This window comes from Oceanobacter sp. ABM4_470 (genome assembly GCF_056158645.1).
In genome coordinates, this window is sequence record NZ_JBSWTR010000001.1 from 3,361,540 (window position 1) to 3,375,902 (window position 14,363).

Sequence of the window (14,363 nt, forward strand, 5' to 3'; positions counted from 1 at the left end):
ATAATTTCAAGAATGCAGACCCATTATCGTGACAAACAGCCCTATTCTGGCTCAGATTTCCAGATCCATTCCCGATCTCCGCAAGTCCGAAGTCAAGGTTGCCGAGTTCGTCCTCAAGTCGCCGCAACAGGTTGTGCACATGCGCATTGTTGATCTGGCCCAGGAGGCTCATGTCAGCGAACCCACCATCGTGCGATTCTGCCGCGCCATTGGCTGTAACAGCTTTCAGGAGTTCAAGGTTCGTATTGCCCAGGAAGTGGCCATCAGCAACAACATCGGTCAGTTCGCCATCGGCGACAACGACAGCATTGATGAGCTGTGCAGCAAGATTGCCGACACCACCATCCAACGGCTGCATCAGGTCAAATCCCAACTGGTGGCGGAACAGGTCGGCGAAGCTGCCAAGGTCATCAGTCTGGCAACCCGGGTCGAGTTTTATGGCTATGGTGCGTCTGGCGCGGTTGCCACCGACGCCCAGCACAAGTTTTTCCGCCTTAACGTTGCCACCGCTGCCTACAGTGATCCGCACATGCAGGCAATGTCGGCGGTGACCCTCGGACCCAACGACGTCGCCGTTGCCATCTCCCAGAGTGGCCGCACCAAGGACCTGCTGAATTCCATTGCCCTGGCCCAGCAACACGGTGCCAAAATCATCAGCCTGGCACCGGCCAATACGCCGGTCAGTCAGGCCGCAGACCTGCCGATTCATATCAATATCGAGGAAGACACCGATCAGTTCACGCCGATGACCTCGCGCATCGCGCACCTGATGATCATCGACATGCTGGCGGTCGCGGTAACCCAGCAGCGCGGGCCGGAATTTGCCCTCCATCTGGGCAATATCAAACGCAGCATCAAGTCGTTGCGACTGGATCAGCACGAAGAACACACGCTGCCGAATATCGAACAGCCCTGAGCGGAATGCGGTAATGAAAACGGCAGCCAGCAGGCTGCCAACACGCCAAACAGGCCAGCACAAAGCTCGCCGTACAAAAAGTGGCCAATCAGGACGAAATCCCAAAATGTGACATGACACGCCATTTATGTCATGTCAGTGCAACCATAAACCGGCAAAATAGACACAGTATTCCTAACTATAACAAGGAGCTGGGCTATGGACGCTGCTGTAAAACTGGATACGCACGAAGAAGTGGTTTCGATCGACACGGATGGCAATGTGGTGGTCAACAAGGAGAGCCATATGTCTCCGAAGCTGGTCGCCCGCCGCGCCATTGAGGCGCATCTGGAGCGTAAACGTCTGGAAAAGGATTTGGACAACTACTACGACTTCGACGACCTGTAAGCAGTTAACACAGGCCAACACCTTTAAAGCCCGCAATTGCGGGCTTTTTTATGGTTCACGTTTACCGAGAAATAACTCAATAACGAACCCCAAATCGGCGGAAGATATGGCCGATTAACCAGGCAGGGCCGATCAGCAGAAACTGCACATCCTTCAAAAAAGACGGGCGCTTGCCTTCAATGTGGTGGCCGACAAACTGCAAAATCCACAGCACCACAAACAGGCCGATGTAAAACCACCACACCGCTGCCAGCTGGCTGCTTAGCCATTCATGCGCCAACAGGCACACGCCGGTCACTAACAACATCACCGCCGCAATCGGTGCGGACAAACGCCAGTAGAACAACATCGCAGGCACCGCCGCCAACACCGCCCAGTTCAGCCCCCACTGACGTCCCGCATCAGGGAACGGCAAGGATGCCAGTAATCCAACCACAATCCAGTAGATCAAAGGCACACAGAGCCAATGAATCGCCTTGTTGGTGGGATTACGGTGACTGACCGCGTAAAGGTCGAACCAGTCCTGCATGGTCAACGCGTTGTTATTGTTCATGGTCGCTCCTGACCGGTGCTCCGGCTGTCGGCTAATAATCAAACGTTTGTCTAAATCTGGCATGCCGAACAGCAGCAGGCAATCGGCGCAATGGCAAACGACCCGAGTTGTCCTTTTGAGCGGTCAGTTGGACGTTCCTCCTGAGGCCTCCGACTCCCGACCCCATAAACGCAAAAACCCGGCCGAAGCCGGGTTTTCAAGCAGAGATGGAATCTCTCAGGAGTTACTCAGTGATCACTTACCAGTGAACTCTGGGTAAGCTTCCATACCACATTCGGAGATATCCACACCTTCGTATTCTGCTTCTTCGCTAACACGCAGACCCATAACCGCCTTGATGATGCCCCAGGTGATCAGGGAAGCTACGAATACCCATACGAAGATAGTCAGAGCGCCAACCAGCTGGCCGCCGAAGGTTGCGTCGGAGTCGGACAGCAGTACCGCGAAGATACCCCACAGACCAACAACACCGTGTACAGAGATCGCACCCACTGGATCGTCGATTTTCATCTTGTCCAGAGTCAGGATGGATACCACTACGATCACACCACCGATGAAGCCAATAACAGTCGCCAGGAAAGGTGATGGATCAGCAGGTTCTGCAGTGATCGCAACCAGACCCGCCAGCGCGCCGTTCAGACACATGGTCAGGTCAGCCTTACGGAACAGGATGAAGGCCAACAGCAGAGCGCCGATCAGACCACCTGCCGCAGCAGCGTTGGTGTTAACAAATACAGAAGCAACTTCGTTGGCAACGCCTACGCCAGACAGCTGCAGGGTAGAACCACCGTTGAAACCGAACCAGCCCATCCACAGGATGAAAGTACCCAGGGTAGCCAGTGGCAGGTTTGCACCTGGAATCGCACGGATTTCGCCGTTCGCGCCGTACTTGCCCTTACGAGCACCCAGCAGAATCACACCCGCCAGAGCAGCAGCAGCACCAGCCATGTGAACGATACCGGAACCGGCGTAGTCGGAGTAGCTCAGTTCGTACATGCCGAATACAGAAGCACCACCCCAGGTCCAGGCGCCTTCCATTGGGTAGATGAAACCAGTCATCACTACCGCGAAAGCCAGAAAAGCCCACAGCTTCATACGCTCGGCAACGGCACCGGATACGATGGACATGGCAGTTGCAACGAACACAACCTGGAAGAAGAAGTCAGAAGCGCCAGAGTAAGGCAGAGAAGCGTCTTCAACACCGTTACGGAAGTCAGCCTGACCGGCCAGAACTTCAGCGATAGCAGCGTCGGTCATGGAAGATACGTTATCGGTACCGGACAGGAAGTAGCCGCCACCGTACATGATTTCGTAGCCGCAGATCAGGTACATGGTACAAGCGATCGCGAACAGCGCTACGTTTTTGGTCAGAATTTCAGTTGTGTTCTTGGAGCGAACCAGGCCCGCTTCCAGCATGGCGAAACCTGCCGCCATCCACATTACCAGTGCGCCACACACCAGGAAATAAAAGGTATCCATGGCGTACTGAAGTTCAAATACTTGGTTTTCCATTCTAAGCCCCCCGCATCAGGCTTGATTGAATTTTTTTGTTGGCTGTTTAGGCCGTTTAATTACAGTGCGTCAGCGCCGGTTTCACCGGTACGGATGCGTACAACCTGTTCCAGCGCAGTGACGAAGATTTTGCCGTCGCCGATCTTGCCAGTGTTGGCTGCTTTGGTGATGGCTTCGATAACCTGTTCGGACAGGTCGTCGGCAACCGCTACTTCAATTTTTACTTTTGGCAGAAAATCCACCACGTACTCTGCACCGCGGTACAGTTCGGTGTGGCCCTTCTGACGACCGAAGCCTTTAACTTCAGTCACGGTAATACCCTGAACGCCGATCTCAGACAGCGCTTCACGTACGTCGTCCAGCTTGAATGGCTTGACTACTGCAGTGATGAGTTTCATATGAAAACTCCTTGTTTCTCTAAGGGATGAATAATGGCCTGTGCGGAGGCACCGACCATTGTATGCGTTTTACATCTCGATAGGCAGGCTGTAAGACACAACGTAACGAGTGGATTTATCCATGGAGTCATCAACTTCTTCGTCGATGATCTTGGAAGCCGTGAAAGAAATCTGGTCGTTGTAGGCGTAGCTCACGTCGATGTGGGTGTAGTCTGCGCCGGTGTCGAAGTTGGAACCCAGAGCCACAGAGAAGGCAGTATCAGGAATCGCAACGTCCACAACGCCGTACAGGCCGTCTACGTCGAAATCGCTGTTCTTGTACAGAGTCAGGCCAGCGATGTCGTAAGACAGACCCAGGTAGAATTCAGCCGCATCATCAAATTCATCATCGGCAGTTTCGGTGTAGATGTAGGTTACGTAGCCCAGGTCGTAGCCCAGGTCACCGGCTTCACCGGCAAAACCTACGTAGAAGTCAGTCTCGGTACCCAGCTCGGAATCACCGGAAGAAGTCCATGCACCCAGGTACAGACCAGACTCGTGGCTGTAATCCAGGGAACCAGCAACAACAGCAGAACCTGCGCTCAGGTTCTGACCACGCCACAGGTAGGAGCTTGCAACGTCAACGGAAGCAGAAACTTCGGCCTGGGCAGTGTGTACCGCAGCCAGACCTGCAGTCATGGCGCCAGCTAGAGCAATTACTTGAGACAGCTTTTTCATTGGTATTTCCTTCATCGGTAAACGTAAGTAGTTCATCATTACTTTTTTCGGTGCTTACGAAGGCTATTTACCTTTCTGTGCACACTTATCGTTATGTGATGAGGTTCTTAGCAGCGACCGTGCCAAGTCCGAAAAGCATTGAGTTCACAGGCCTCAAAGCGGTTTTTTGCTACCATCCGAAGGAAAAGCCTAGTTGCTCAGCACATTTTTTGTGCAGACAGAAAGGAATGGGCACTATTTTTGAGCAGCTGCCAAAAGCGCTCTGTTCAATGTTGGTGCTTTCTTTTGTGAAAGCCCAAAACCAGTGCAGGTATATTTGAAAGAAAGGGGAGCCCTTTATGAACAGCGCAGAAATTCGTATGAAAATCGAAGAGTTACTGGCCAAAGCACCGGGAGCTCAGCTGCCATCTGGCATGCACAAAAATCTTGCACAACATTTAACCAGTTGGTTGGGTGACTCTGAATGGGTCACACGGGATGAATACGATCGTTTACAGCACACTCTCGCCACCACAGAGCTGAAGCTGCAAGCGTTGGAACAACGCCTTGAAGCCATCGAGCGCTCCTGAGTCAGGCCAAGCTACAGGGGACATCTATTTAATCCTGCACGGCTCTGCGCGAGTGTTGCCGTTGTTCAGTGCAAGGCGACGAATGCAGCGAAATGACGAACCTGTCCGGTCGAGTCTTTTCAAGTTCGTCAACACCGCACTGGGCGGCGGCAACCCGCGCCCTACGGGGGCTGCTGGATGATCTCGACTCTGTGTCGCCGACTTTTGACTTGACCCGTCAGGCCTGCAACTCGGCATCGTGATTCGAGACCACCCGGTAGCCCAGAGTGAGCACCGGATTAAATAGATGTCCCCTACAGCCGACGGTAATCAGCCCGGGGTTGAGCGTTAACCCCGAGGCGCCTGCTTTTGCTTCCAGATATCGTATCCGTTCACAGCGGCATGAATTGCCAGTGCAGCGGCAGCGGCTGCGCCAATCGCCCCCAATCCCCGAACATCCATCAAAAACAGTCCACTGGATAACATCAGGAAGGTTGGATAAAACAGCGTACGCTTCAGCACCAATTGCAACTTATTCATATCAATTTCCTTGCGTGTCTCTGTTCAAGCAGAGCTTTCAAACCTAAAAAGGGCCGAGGCTGACAACAACCAGCCCGGCCCTGACAAGACTCAATGATCAGTCGCGATGACCGTCAAAGGCATCGTTCTCGTGCTTGATGATGGCGTACATAAAGCCCAGAAAGGCCACAAACGCCAGGCCGCACAGAAAGGCCACCATGCCTGGGCTGTCAGCAAAGGTGAAATAAGCGGCAACGCCTTCCCAGCTATCAATTGGTGCAGAATCCATAAGACTGTCCTCTGGTTAAATTCATCAGGGCGGCGAACCAACGCCACCCGTGCTAGTGAATGATGGGGTATCAGTTACTCAGCGCGCCATTGCCTGGCAGCTGTGCTTCGGTTGGAGCGGTACCTTCAATAATGTCACGTGCAGGTACACGCTCGCCGTATGGCACGGCCGGGATCTCAACCAGGTCCAGACCGGCAATTTCAACCTTCGGCGGTACTCGCAGCATGTCCAGTTTCTTCAGCAGCAGTGACGCCGCATAGCCAGGAATAAAGCCCAGTACACACATGATCACCGCGCCCATCAGCTGGCCACCGAAAGAAATGTCCGGAGCGCCCTCTGGTACGTTCGGGTAACCGGAAGCGAACACGCCCACCAGCACCACACCCAGGAAGCCACACCAGCCGTGTACCGCAACCGCGCCTACCGCGTCATCGATACCGGCTTTTTCAACCAGCTTGCCAACCATTGGCATGGTGATACCGCCAAAGATCGCCAGAATGAACGTCAGGCCCGGGTAGTACAGGTCAAGACCCGCCGCCACAGTGATAATGCCAGCCAGACCGCCAGACATGGTCATAAACGGTTCACGGGAAGACAGGTAAGCGCCAATCACACCACCGGCAAAACCCATCAGGGTGTTGAAGGCAAACGCGGACAGGTTGGTTGGGTTGCCGTAAATGGTGGTCCAGCCAGTGTCGCCACCATTGAAGATGATGCAGCCACCCAGGAAGCCGAAGAAACCAACAATGATCATCATCAGGCCAATCAGCGCCATCGGCAGGTTGTGCGGAATAATGGCCATGGCTTTGCCATCAACAAACTTGCCGACACGAGGCCCAAGGTTGATCAGTACACCCAGCGAGAAGAAACCGGCAATCGCATGAACCACACCAGACGCGCCCAGATCGTGGTAGCCCAGATCCAGCAGCAACCAACCGTCAGGGTGCCAACCCCAGGCACCGGCCAGAATCCATACCACAGAGCCCACCAGCACGGTCAGAATCAGGTAAGCACTGAGGCGAATACGCTCAATTACGGCACCAGACATAATGGAGCCAGTCGTCGCACCGAACATGGCAAAGGCCGCCCAGAAGATACCGGTACCCAGATCGGTTGCGTCCGGGCCCATGGAAGCCGCCCAAGGCAGCGCACCTGATGCGTCAATTGGCACAAAGCCGTTCGGGAAGGCGTTGTAAATCCACCAGCCAAAGAAGTAGAAGGTCGGAATCACCACCGACAGGGTCAGGATGTTTTTCATACCGGAGGCCAGGGCGTTTTTCACCCGCGAGGCACCGATCTCGTAGGCCAGGAAGCCTGCGTGAATCATGAACATGATGGCAGTACACCACCAGTAGAACACCTCGATGTTCATCGCCTGGTGCATCTCAAATGCCGCCTTAAAGGCTTCGAGCTCTTCTGGAGTCATGGGAGTTCCCCTCTCTTTTCATTGATAGTCAATGCGTTCCAGTTCCCCGATCTGGCCTGCCCCCAAACCATACTGACCGGACAAAAATATTCGCGAGAGGAATACTGCATTCACGGTGCCAACCTGAAGTTCAGCGACAACAACCGAAAAGTGGCCGCTTTGGCACTCTGAAACCGCCGCATAGCCACACAAATCACGACCCTTTGTCGGCTATGGCCTATGGGTAAACGCAAGGATCGTGGCTCGGATTCCACGCGACTGCTTCATCTCAGGGAACGCACTGATGCACCGACCCGAAATGCCGCACTAAGCCAGTGCACTAATAGGGCTACTGACAGGACGACTGATAGCGCCAAGCGGCCCTTTGATGAAAAAACCATCGCCACTGCACAGAAGTTGATCAGCCATAGAACAAATTTTCCGTTATGGCCTCAGAATCAGGGCATTTGTTACATGCTTGAAAAGATTCCCCGACAAACTTCGTGGATAATGGATGATCCAAAAGATCAAGAAAGCACATCGACAATCCGCTCGATCAGGAGACCTGACATGCTGAGACGCACCAAAATCGTGGCCACACTAGGCCCGGCTACCAACACCGACGAAAAAATCGAACAACTGATCGACGCGGGTGCCAACGTTTTCCGACTCAACTTCTCTCACGGCGACGCCGACGACCACCGCGACCGCGCGGCATCCGTCCGCCGCGCTGCCAAGAAGCTGGGCAAACACGTGGCCATTCTGGGTGACCTGCAAGGCCCGAAAATCCGTATTTCCCGCTTTGCCGAGCAAAAAGCCTTCCTCGATCGTGGCCAGAGCTTTGTACTGGACGCCACCCTCGACCGCGACGCTGGCAACAAAGAAGTCGTGGGCATCGACTACAAGGCCTTGATTGAAGACGCCAGCGTTGGCGACGTGCTGTTGCTGGACGACGGCCGCGTCGTGCTGAAAGTGACCGAGACCCACCCGCAAAAGCTGGTTACCACGGTTGAAGTCGGCGGCTGGTTGTCGAACAACAAAGGCATCAACCGCCTCGGCGGCGGCCTGTCTGCCAAGGCGCTGACCGACAAGGACAAGGAAGACATCAAACTGGCGGCCGAGCTGCTGGTTGATTACCTGGCGGTATCTTTCCCGCGCGATGGCCGCGACATGGAAGAAGCCCGCGAACTGCTGAAAGCCGCCGGTGGTCATGCTCACCTGGTGTCCAAGATTGAACGCGCCGAATGTGTTGCCAGCCCGGAAGCGCTGGACGACATCATCAGCGCCTCCGACGCTGTCATGGTGGCCCGTGGCGATCTGGCGGTTGAAATTGGCGACGCCGAACTGGTTGGCGTGCAGAAGAAAATCATCGCTCGCTCCCGTCAGCTCAACAAGCCGGTGATCACCGCGACCCAGATGATGGAGTCCATGATCGACAGCCCTATGCCGACCCGTGCGGAAGTATCCGACGTCGCCAACGCCGTGTTCGACTACACCGACGCCGTGATGCTGTCAGCAGAAACCGCCGCAGGCGACTACCCGGTCGAAGCCGTGGCCGCCATGGTGCGTATTATTGAAGGTGCTGAAGCCCACCCGATGGTCAAACGCTCCAAGCACCGTCTGTACGAAGACATGCACGAGATCGACGAAACCATCGCGCTGTCGGCCATGTACGCAGCCAACCACCTGCAAGGTGTGACTGCCATCATCGCCCTGACCGAAACCGGTGCGACGCCGCGCCTGATGTCCCGTCTGCGCTCTCACCTGCCGATCTTCGCCTACTGCCGTCGCGAAGACACCCAGTCCCGCGTGGCACTGTACCGCGGCGTACAAACCGTGCCGTTCTACGCCGACCAGTTGGAGCCAATCACCATCAATGCCAAGGCGGTTGAATTTCTCAAGGAAGCTGGCCACGTGAAATCCGGTGACTACGTAGTGATTACCCGTGGCGACCACCTGAACGCCCAGGGTGGCACCAACACCATGAAGATTGTGAAAGTCGATTAATAAGCGTCCGGAAGTCCTCTTGGGGAGAACTTCTCTCCCCGGCGGGCACCACTCCCTCTGCTTCGCGCTAACGATTCGCTGATCAATTTGCGCTGCGAGTTCGTAACGAACACACCCGGACGCCACATCCCTGTGGCAACCGGGCTATGCGGCCATCCATGGCCACATGTTCTACTCACTCTTGCTTAAATTGGCTCATCTCGACGCGCATAACGTTCACCGAGACACCGAATACCCATGTAGGGTGCGCAATGCGTACCGCCGTGAATGCGTAAACACATGGTGCACGGTGCACACTCCACCCAACTCCCGACAGCAACGATTTATTCACCTGCCTCATCACGACAATCACTGCTTGATTTCAATTAACTCACTGTTCAGCCATTGTTCAACGCCAGCCAGCTACGTACACTGACTTCAAATTGACGCCGAGCTGTTTGCTCTAACGCCTGCGTAAGAAACGGGTCTTTCTTGCGACCAACAGGTTATGAACACTCAGCCGTGGCACAGGCTGGTTTGCCAGTCTGAGGATGCCAATGCATCCCGGCCACCAGGGTTCTGCGGGAAACCGCTGTGCCTCCCGCATTTGGAAAGGTGTGACATGACTCATTTTGAACCTGCACTGCGCGACCGCCACGGCCGCCGGTTCAGTTACTTGCGCCTGTCGATCACCGATGTGTGCAATTTCCGCTGTAATTACTGCCTGCCCGACGGTTATCAGAAAACCGCTGGGCCGGAGCCGTTGCAACTGGCCGAAATCGAACAGGTCATTGGTTCGTTTGCCCGGCTGGGCACCCGCAAAATCCGCATCACCGGCGGTGAACCCAGTGTGCGCCGCGACGTCACCGATGTGATTCGCATTGCCGCCAACACCCCAGGTATTGAACAGGTCGCCATCACCACCAACGGCTACAAGCTGGCGGCATTGGTCGATGACTGGGCGGCGGCCGGTTTGCAGCAAGTCAACCTCAGCATCGACAGCCTTGATGCCCAACGCTTCGAAGACATCACCGGCTACAAACATCTGGATCGCATTCTGGCAGGGCTCGACCGGGCACTGGAGCTGGGGTTGAAGGTCAAAGTGAACGCCGTGTTGTTGAAGGGTTTCCAGCAAAACGAGCTGGGTGAATTTCTCGACTGGGTGAAACACAAACCGGTCGCAGTGCGTTTTATTGAATTGATGCAAACCGGCGATCAGCCGGTGTTCTTCTCGGAAAACCACGTCCGTGCCGAAGCCATTCGCCAGCAGCTGATCGACAGCGGCTGGAGCGAAAAAGCCCGCGGTTTGCACGATGGTCCGGCGCAGGAATTTGAACACCCGCAATACGCCGGTCGCATCGGTCTGATTGCCCCATACAGCAAGGATTTTTGCAGCAGCTGCAACCGACTGCGTATCAGCTCGATGGGCAAATTGCACCTCTGCCTGTTTGGCGATCAGGGGCATGACCTCAGGCCGTTGCTGCAATCACAGGATGACGGCAGCCAGCTGGATCAGGCGCTGCTCTCGTTGCTGGGCATGAAAACCGAAACCCACTACCTGCACGACGGCGACACCGGCGCGACCCGCCACTTCGCCATGCTGGGGGGCTAGCCATGGGCAGTCAGGCCACAACGGTTGTTGGTATCTTATTGGCTGGCGGAGAATCCCGCCGCATGGGGCAAGACAAGGCCAGCTTACCGGCCCATGCCAACAGCCCACATCCAACCCTGTTGGGCCAACAGGTTGCGCTGTTGCAGCAACTGCCGCTAGCACGCTTGTGGATAAGTCGTCATCCAAGCCATCCACCACTGGACCCGGCACTGGCTGAACTGACCGTCAACGACGCCAGCAGCGACAGCCATCTGGGGCCGTTGGCGGGCATACACAGCGCCCTTCAGCACGATCAGCAACAGGCACAGCAGCACAATCAACCCAAAGCCGATGCCGTACTCATCATTCCGGTCGACCTGCCGCTGCTCGACAAAGCCACCGTTAGCCAACTGCTGAACACCGGCGTGCAGTCCGGCCAGGCGTGCTACTTCCTACAAGACTACTTGCCGCTGTATTTGCCGCTGACTAGCCGTTCGGAATCGGACACAAACATCACCGATTACCTAGAGCAGACCCTCAATGCGCCGGAGTCGGAACCCAAAATCCGCCGCTCCATTCGCGGCCTGCTCTCGCTGTGCCAGCCGTTGTCGTTGCAACCGGCCGACGCCAGCAAGCTCACCAATACCAACACCCGGGATGAATGGAACGCCGTTCAATCCCGGCAGGGAAATTAAGGAATCACCATGTCCAAGACATTCACCGACCAGTTTGTACCCCTGAACATCGCCATCCTGACCGTTTCGGATACCCGCACCGAAGACACCGACACCAGTGGTCAGGCGCTGGTCGAACGTCTGACCGCAGCAGGCCACACGCTTGCCGACAAGAAAATCATCCAGGACGACAAGTACCAGCTGCGCGCTCAGGTGTCCCAGTGGATTGCCGACGACAGCACCCAGGTGATCATCACCACCGGTGGCACCGGCTTCACCGAACGCGATACCACACCAGACGCACTGGTACCGCTGTTCGACCAGACCATCGACGGCTTTGGTGAACTGTTCCGCCAGATTTCCTACCAGCAGATCGGCACCTCCACCATTCAGAGCCGCGCCGTTGCCGGTTTGGCCAACAGCACGCTGATCTTCTGTGTACCCGGCTCCACCGGCGCTTGCCGTACCGCCTGGGACGATATCATTTCCAGCCAGCTGGACAGCCGTTTCAAGCCGTGCAACTTCGTACTGCGCCTGAAAAACACCGCCCAACAACTGTGCGACAGCCGCGGCTAACGCCAGACAGGTTCAGACCATGACAGATCAATCCGCCCAGGGCTTCTCCCACGTTAACAGCGCAGGCGAAGCCAATATGGTCGACGTCAGCGCCAAACAGGCCACCGTACGCGAAGCCCGTGCCGAAGGCTTTGTGCTCATGTCAGCCGACACGCTCAACAAGATCATCGAAGGCAACCACCACAAGGGCGATGTCTTTGCCGTCGCTCGTATTGCCGGTATTCAGGCAGCCAAGCAAACCAGCAACCTGATTCCGCTGTGCCATCCGCTGATGCTCAGCAAGGTGGCGGTAGAGTTTGAAGCCGAGCCCGAACACAACCGCATTCGTATCGAAAGCTACTGCAAGCTCACCGGCCAGACCGGCGTCGAGATGGAAGCCCTGACCGCCTGCTCGGTCGCCGCGCTGACGCTGTTCGACATGTGCAAGGCGGTTGACCCATCCATGGTGCTGGACGGCATTCGGGTATTAGAAAAAGTCGGCGGCAAAACCGGCCACTGGCAAGCTGCCGACAGCGCTGATAAAGCTCAAAACGAAGGAGCAGACGCATGATTCAGGTGCTGCTGTTTGCCCGCCTGCGCGATGAACTGGGCACCGGAGTCGTGAATCTGGAGATCCCTTCCCCTGCCAGGGTCAGCGAGATCCGAGCCGCCTTGTGCCAGCAATTTCCACAGCACAGTGCACTGCTGGCAGAGGGCAAGGCACTGGTAGCGATCAACCAGAGCCTGAGCCACGACGAACAGGCCAGCGTCAGCGACCGCGACGAAGTGGCGTTATTTCCTCCGATGACCGGGGGATAACTTCGGTGATAATTTTCCGGACGGCGTAAACATGACTGTGGATAACTGGCAAGACCGTATTCAGGTGCAAACGGCCGACTTCAGCGTTGATGAAGAATACCAGCGCCTGTGCCAAAGCAACGCCGCCGACGGTGCGGTGGTGTTTTTTGTTGGCCGTGTGCGCGACCGCAACCAGGGCGATCAGGTATCACTGCTGGAACTGGAACACTACCCCGGCATGACCGAAAAAGCCCTGCAAGGCATTGTCGACGACGCCCGCAGCCGATGGCAGCTGGGCCGCGTCAGCGTGGTACACCGGGTTGGTCCAATGAACGTTGAAGAGCAAATCGTCTTTGTTGGCGTATCCAGCCCCCACCGAGGCAACGCCTTCGAAGCGGCCGAATACATCATGGACTACCTCAAAAGCCGCGCACCGTTCTGGAAAAAAGAACGTATTCTGGATGCCAACGGCGAACTCTGCGAAGAACGCTGGGTCGACGCCCGCGACAGCGACAGCGCCGCCCTTGAACGCTGGGCTTGAGCTGGTTTTATTCAATACACTGAAGCACTTTTTCATTGCTCGGTTTATCGTCATCAAAGAAATGCGCCTCGAGATGAGCCAATTTGAGCTCAACTGAATAGAACATCAGGCCATGGATGGCCTGATAGCCCGGTTGCTACAGGGAAGTAGTGTCCGGGCGTGTTCGTAATGAGGTTGATGCGAAAATTGAACAGCGAATCGGTAGCGCGAGGCAGAGGGGGATGGCCTGCCGCCTGGGTGATACGGCAGCCGGGAGAAGGTCTCCCCAAGAGGCAACCCCACCGAGTACAGTCACCGCAGGATCAGGTCCATGCTGACATTTCTGGAAAACCGCATTCCCCCACCCATAGTCGGACTCGCCACCGCCGTCCTGATGTGGCAACTGGCAGGTCATATCCCGGCGCTCACCGACATCAGCGCCCTGCAATGGCTCTTGATCGCCGCGATGGCAGGCTGTGGATTAACCCTCGATTTGCTGGCATTGATCGACTTTTTCAAACGTAAAACCACCTTTAACCCTCTGGCCCCTGAGCGAGCCAGCACTCTGGTCACCGGTGGAATGTACCGTTTCAGTCGTAACCCCATGTACCTCGGCATGCTGCTGAATCTGCTGGCCTGGGGCTGCTTCCTTGGCCACTGGGCCGCGCTGCTGCCACCTTGGCTGTTTGTGCTCTTCATCAATCACTTCCAGATTTTGCCGGAAGAGCGCGCATTGCAGCAGCTATTTGGAACAGACTTCACCAACTACCGACGTATCGTCCGGCGCTGGCTCTAGTAAGATTTGGGCAAAGGACCCTCTGAATAACTCTGCACAGCTCTGCGCGTGTCCTGCAGGTTGTCAGAACAAGGCGGCGAATGCAGCGGAATGGCTGGCCCTTTCCAAGTTCGCCAACACCGTTCTGGCGGCCTGCAGGCAGCGCCCTACGGGGATGGCAGGGCCTTGCTGACTCTGTGTCGCTGATTTTTGACTTGAC

At 55.9% G+C, this 14,363-nt stretch carries 18 protein-coding genes and 1 riboswitch; of the genes, 11 read left to right on the forward strand and 7 right to left on the reverse strand.

Annotated elements, in window-relative coordinates; translation table 11 throughout:
- Window positions 1-28: 28 nt before the first annotated feature.
- Both ACXADJ_RS14820 and ACXADJ_RS14825 read left to right on the forward strand, forming a co-directional pair.
- Entirely contained in the window at window positions 29-916 is an 888-nt protein-coding gene (locus tag ACXADJ_RS14820) for a MurR/RpiR family transcriptional regulator (protein ID WP_475067305.1), read from the forward strand.
- A 198-nt stretch (window positions 917-1,114) separates the two neighbouring features.
- Window positions 1,115-1,303 carry a PA3496 family putative envelope integrity protein gene (locus ACXADJ_RS14825; RefSeq protein ID WP_028292271.1) on the forward strand — a complete coding sequence of 63 codons (189 nt, stop codon included), beginning with the start codon at window positions 1,115-1,117 and terminating at the stop codon, window positions 1,301-1,303.
- Window positions 1,304-1,379: 76 nt separating this feature from the next.
- Here ACXADJ_RS14825 and ACXADJ_RS14830 read toward each other — a convergent pair whose 3' ends face one another.
- From ACXADJ_RS14830 to ACXADJ_RS14845, 4 genes are all read right to left on the reverse strand, one after another.
- Complete coding sequence (locus tag ACXADJ_RS14830) at window positions 1,380-1,856, reverse strand: Mpo1 family 2-hydroxy fatty acid dioxygenase (protein WP_475067307.1); 477 nt, start codon at window positions 1,854-1,856, stop codon at window positions 1,380-1,382.
- A 234-nt stretch (window positions 1,857-2,090) separates the two neighbouring features.
- Window positions 2,091-3,368, reverse strand: a complete 1,278-nt coding sequence (locus ACXADJ_RS14835; protein WP_475067310.1) for an ammonium transporter — start codon at window positions 3,366-3,368, stop codon at window positions 2,091-2,093.
- Between the two features lie 59 nt (window positions 3,369-3,427).
- A complete protein-coding gene (gene glnK, locus ACXADJ_RS14840) occupies window positions 3,428-3,766 on the reverse strand; it encodes a P-II family nitrogen regulator (protein WP_028292268.1) in 339 nt (112 codons plus the stop codon).
- Window positions 3,767-3,835: 69 nt separating this feature from the next.
- The gene (locus ACXADJ_RS14845; RefSeq protein ID WP_028292267.1) at window positions 3,836-4,483 is read right to left on the reverse strand and encodes a TorF family putative porin; all 648 of its coding nucleotides are present in this window, start codon (window positions 4,481-4,483) and stop codon (window positions 3,836-3,838) included.
- A gap of 338 nt (window positions 4,484-4,821) precedes the next feature.
- Between ACXADJ_RS14845 and ACXADJ_RS14850 the strand changes: the two genes are divergently transcribed.
- Window positions 4,822-5,052 (forward strand): accessory factor UbiK family protein, encoded by a 231-nt coding sequence (locus ACXADJ_RS14850; RefSeq protein ID WP_475067314.1) that lies wholly within the window; start codon window positions 4,822-4,824, stop codon window positions 5,050-5,052.
- 327 nt (window positions 5,053-5,379) lie between these two features.
- On the opposite strand, the gene ACXADJ_RS14855 is transcribed toward ACXADJ_RS14850, so the two are convergent.
- From ACXADJ_RS14855 to ACXADJ_RS14865, 3 genes are all read right to left on the reverse strand, one after another.
- Window positions 5,380-5,571 (reverse strand): hypothetical protein, encoded by a 192-nt coding sequence (locus tag ACXADJ_RS14855; RefSeq protein ID WP_475067315.1) that lies wholly within the window; start codon window positions 5,569-5,571, stop codon window positions 5,380-5,382.
- Between the two features lie 97 nt (window positions 5,572-5,668).
- A complete protein-coding gene (locus ACXADJ_RS14860) occupies window positions 5,669-5,839 on the reverse strand; it encodes a hypothetical protein (protein ID WP_169449486.1) in 171 nt (56 codons plus the stop codon).
- A 70-nt stretch (window positions 5,840-5,909) separates the two neighbouring features.
- Entirely contained in the window at window positions 5,910-7,265 is a 1,356-nt protein-coding gene (locus tag ACXADJ_RS14865; RefSeq protein WP_475067316.1) for an ammonium transporter, read from the reverse strand.
- 549 nt (window positions 7,266-7,814) lie between these two features.
- Between ACXADJ_RS14865 and pyk the strand changes: the two genes are divergently transcribed.
- The 8 genes from pyk to ACXADJ_RS14905 all read left to right on the forward strand — a co-directional run bounded on the left by pyk (window position 7,815) and on the right by ACXADJ_RS14905 (window position 14,164).
- Window positions 7,815-9,251: a pyruvate kinase gene (gene pyk, locus ACXADJ_RS14870; RefSeq protein ID WP_475067317.1), complete on the forward strand. Its 1,437-nt coding sequence runs from the start codon at window positions 7,815-7,817 to the stop codon at window positions 9,249-9,251.
- 414 nt (window positions 9,252-9,665) lie between these two features.
- Window positions 9,666-9,864, forward strand: a riboswitch (molybdenum cofactor riboswitch).
- Window positions 9,853-10,842 carry a GTP 3',8-cyclase MoaA gene (moaA, locus tag ACXADJ_RS14875; protein WP_475067319.1) on the forward strand — a complete coding sequence of 330 codons (990 nt, stop codon included), beginning with the start codon at window positions 9,853-9,855 and terminating at the stop codon, window positions 10,840-10,842. It overlaps the preceding riboswitch by 12 nt.
- Before the next feature lie 2 nt (window positions 10,843-10,844).
- Window positions 10,845-11,516 carry a molybdenum cofactor guanylyltransferase gene (locus ACXADJ_RS14880; RefSeq protein ID WP_475067321.1) on the forward strand — a complete coding sequence of 224 codons (672 nt, stop codon included), beginning with the start codon at window positions 10,845-10,847 and terminating at the stop codon, window positions 11,514-11,516.
- Between the two features lie 9 nt (window positions 11,517-11,525).
- Entirely contained in the window at window positions 11,526-12,071 is a 546-nt protein-coding gene (moaB, locus tag ACXADJ_RS14885) for a molybdenum cofactor biosynthesis protein B (RefSeq protein WP_475067324.1), read from the forward strand.
- 19 nt (window positions 12,072-12,090) lie between these two features.
- Window positions 12,091-12,621: a cyclic pyranopterin monophosphate synthase MoaC gene (gene moaC / locus ACXADJ_RS14890; protein WP_475067325.1), complete on the forward strand. Its 531-nt coding sequence runs from the start codon at window positions 12,091-12,093 to the stop codon at window positions 12,619-12,621.
- Complete coding sequence (locus ACXADJ_RS14895; RefSeq protein ID WP_475067327.1) at window positions 12,618-12,869, forward strand: MoaD/ThiS family protein; 252 nt, start codon at window positions 12,618-12,620, stop codon at window positions 12,867-12,869. Before moaC ends, ACXADJ_RS14895 begins: the two co-directional genes overlap by 4 nt.
- Window positions 12,870-12,900: 31 nt before the next feature.
- Window positions 12,901-13,389, forward strand: a complete 489-nt coding sequence (gene moaE, locus ACXADJ_RS14900) for a molybdopterin synthase catalytic subunit MoaE (protein WP_475067330.1) — start codon at window positions 12,901-12,903, stop codon at window positions 13,387-13,389.
- A 310-nt stretch (window positions 13,390-13,699) separates the two neighbouring features.
- Window positions 13,700-14,164, forward strand: a complete 465-nt coding sequence (locus ACXADJ_RS14905; protein ID WP_475067332.1) for a methyltransferase family protein — start codon at window positions 13,700-13,702, stop codon at window positions 14,162-14,164.
- The last annotated feature ends 199 nt before the right edge of the window (window positions 14,165-14,363 follow it).

What these genes read in the sequence shown, in the direction of transcription:
- pyk (WP_475067317.1), top strand. Translation starts at nt 7,815, where the DNA reads ATGCTGAGACGCACCAAAATCGTGGCCACACTAGGCCCGGCTACCAAC.
- moaB (WP_475067324.1), top strand. Translation starts at nt 11,526, where the DNA reads ATGTCCAAGACATTCACCGACCAGTTTGTACCCCTGAACATCGCCATC.
- glnK (WP_028292268.1), bottom strand. Translation starts at nt 3,766, where the DNA reads ATGAAACTCATCACTGCAGTAGTCAAGCCATTCAAGCTGGACGACGTA.
- moaE (WP_475067330.1), top strand. Translation starts at nt 12,901, where the DNA reads ATGACTGTGGATAACTGGCAAGACCGTATTCAGGTGCAAACGGCCGAC.
- ACXADJ_RS14860 (WP_169449486.1), bottom strand. Translation starts at nt 5,839, where the DNA reads ATGGATTCTGCACCAATTGATAGCTGGGAAGGCGTTGCCGCTTATTTC.
- moaC (WP_475067325.1), top strand. Translation starts at nt 12,091, where the DNA reads ATGACAGATCAATCCGCCCAGGGCTTCTCCCACGTTAACAGCGCAGGC.
- ACXADJ_RS14835 (WP_475067310.1), bottom strand. Translation starts at nt 3,368, where the DNA reads ATGGAAAACCAAGTATTTGAACTTCAGTACGCCATGGATACCTTTTAT.
- moaA (WP_475067319.1), top strand. Translation starts at nt 9,853, where the DNA reads ATGACTCATTTTGAACCTGCACTGCGCGACCGCCACGGCCGCCGGTTC.
- ACXADJ_RS14845 (WP_028292267.1), bottom strand. Translation starts at nt 4,483, where the DNA reads ATGAAAAAGCTGTCTCAAGTAATTGCTCTAGCTGGCGCCATGACTGCA.
- ACXADJ_RS14855 (WP_475067315.1), bottom strand. Translation starts at nt 5,571, where the DNA reads ATGAATAAGTTGCAATTGGTGCTGAAGCGTACGCTGTTTTATCCAACC.
- ACXADJ_RS14880 (WP_475067321.1), top strand. Translation starts at nt 10,845, where the DNA reads ATGGGCAGTCAGGCCACAACGGTTGTTGGTATCTTATTGGCTGGCGGA.
- ACXADJ_RS14850 (WP_475067314.1), top strand. Translation starts at nt 4,822, where the DNA reads ATGAACAGCGCAGAAATTCGTATGAAAATCGAAGAGTTACTGGCCAAA.
- ACXADJ_RS14895 (WP_475067327.1), top strand. Translation starts at nt 12,618, where the DNA reads ATGATTCAGGTGCTGCTGTTTGCCCGCCTGCGCGATGAACTGGGCACC.
- ACXADJ_RS14905 (WP_475067332.1), top strand. Translation starts at nt 13,700, where the DNA reads ATGCTGACATTTCTGGAAAACCGCATTCCCCCACCCATAGTCGGACTC.
- ACXADJ_RS14865 (WP_475067316.1), bottom strand. Translation starts at nt 7,265, where the DNA reads ATGACTCCAGAAGAGCTCGAAGCCTTTAAGGCGGCATTTGAGATGCAC.
- ACXADJ_RS14825 (WP_028292271.1), top strand. Translation starts at nt 1,115, where the DNA reads ATGGACGCTGCTGTAAAACTGGATACGCACGAAGAAGTGGTTTCGATC.
- ACXADJ_RS14830 (WP_475067307.1), bottom strand. Translation starts at nt 1,856, where the DNA reads ATGAACAATAACAACGCGTTGACCATGCAGGACTGGTTCGACCTTTAC.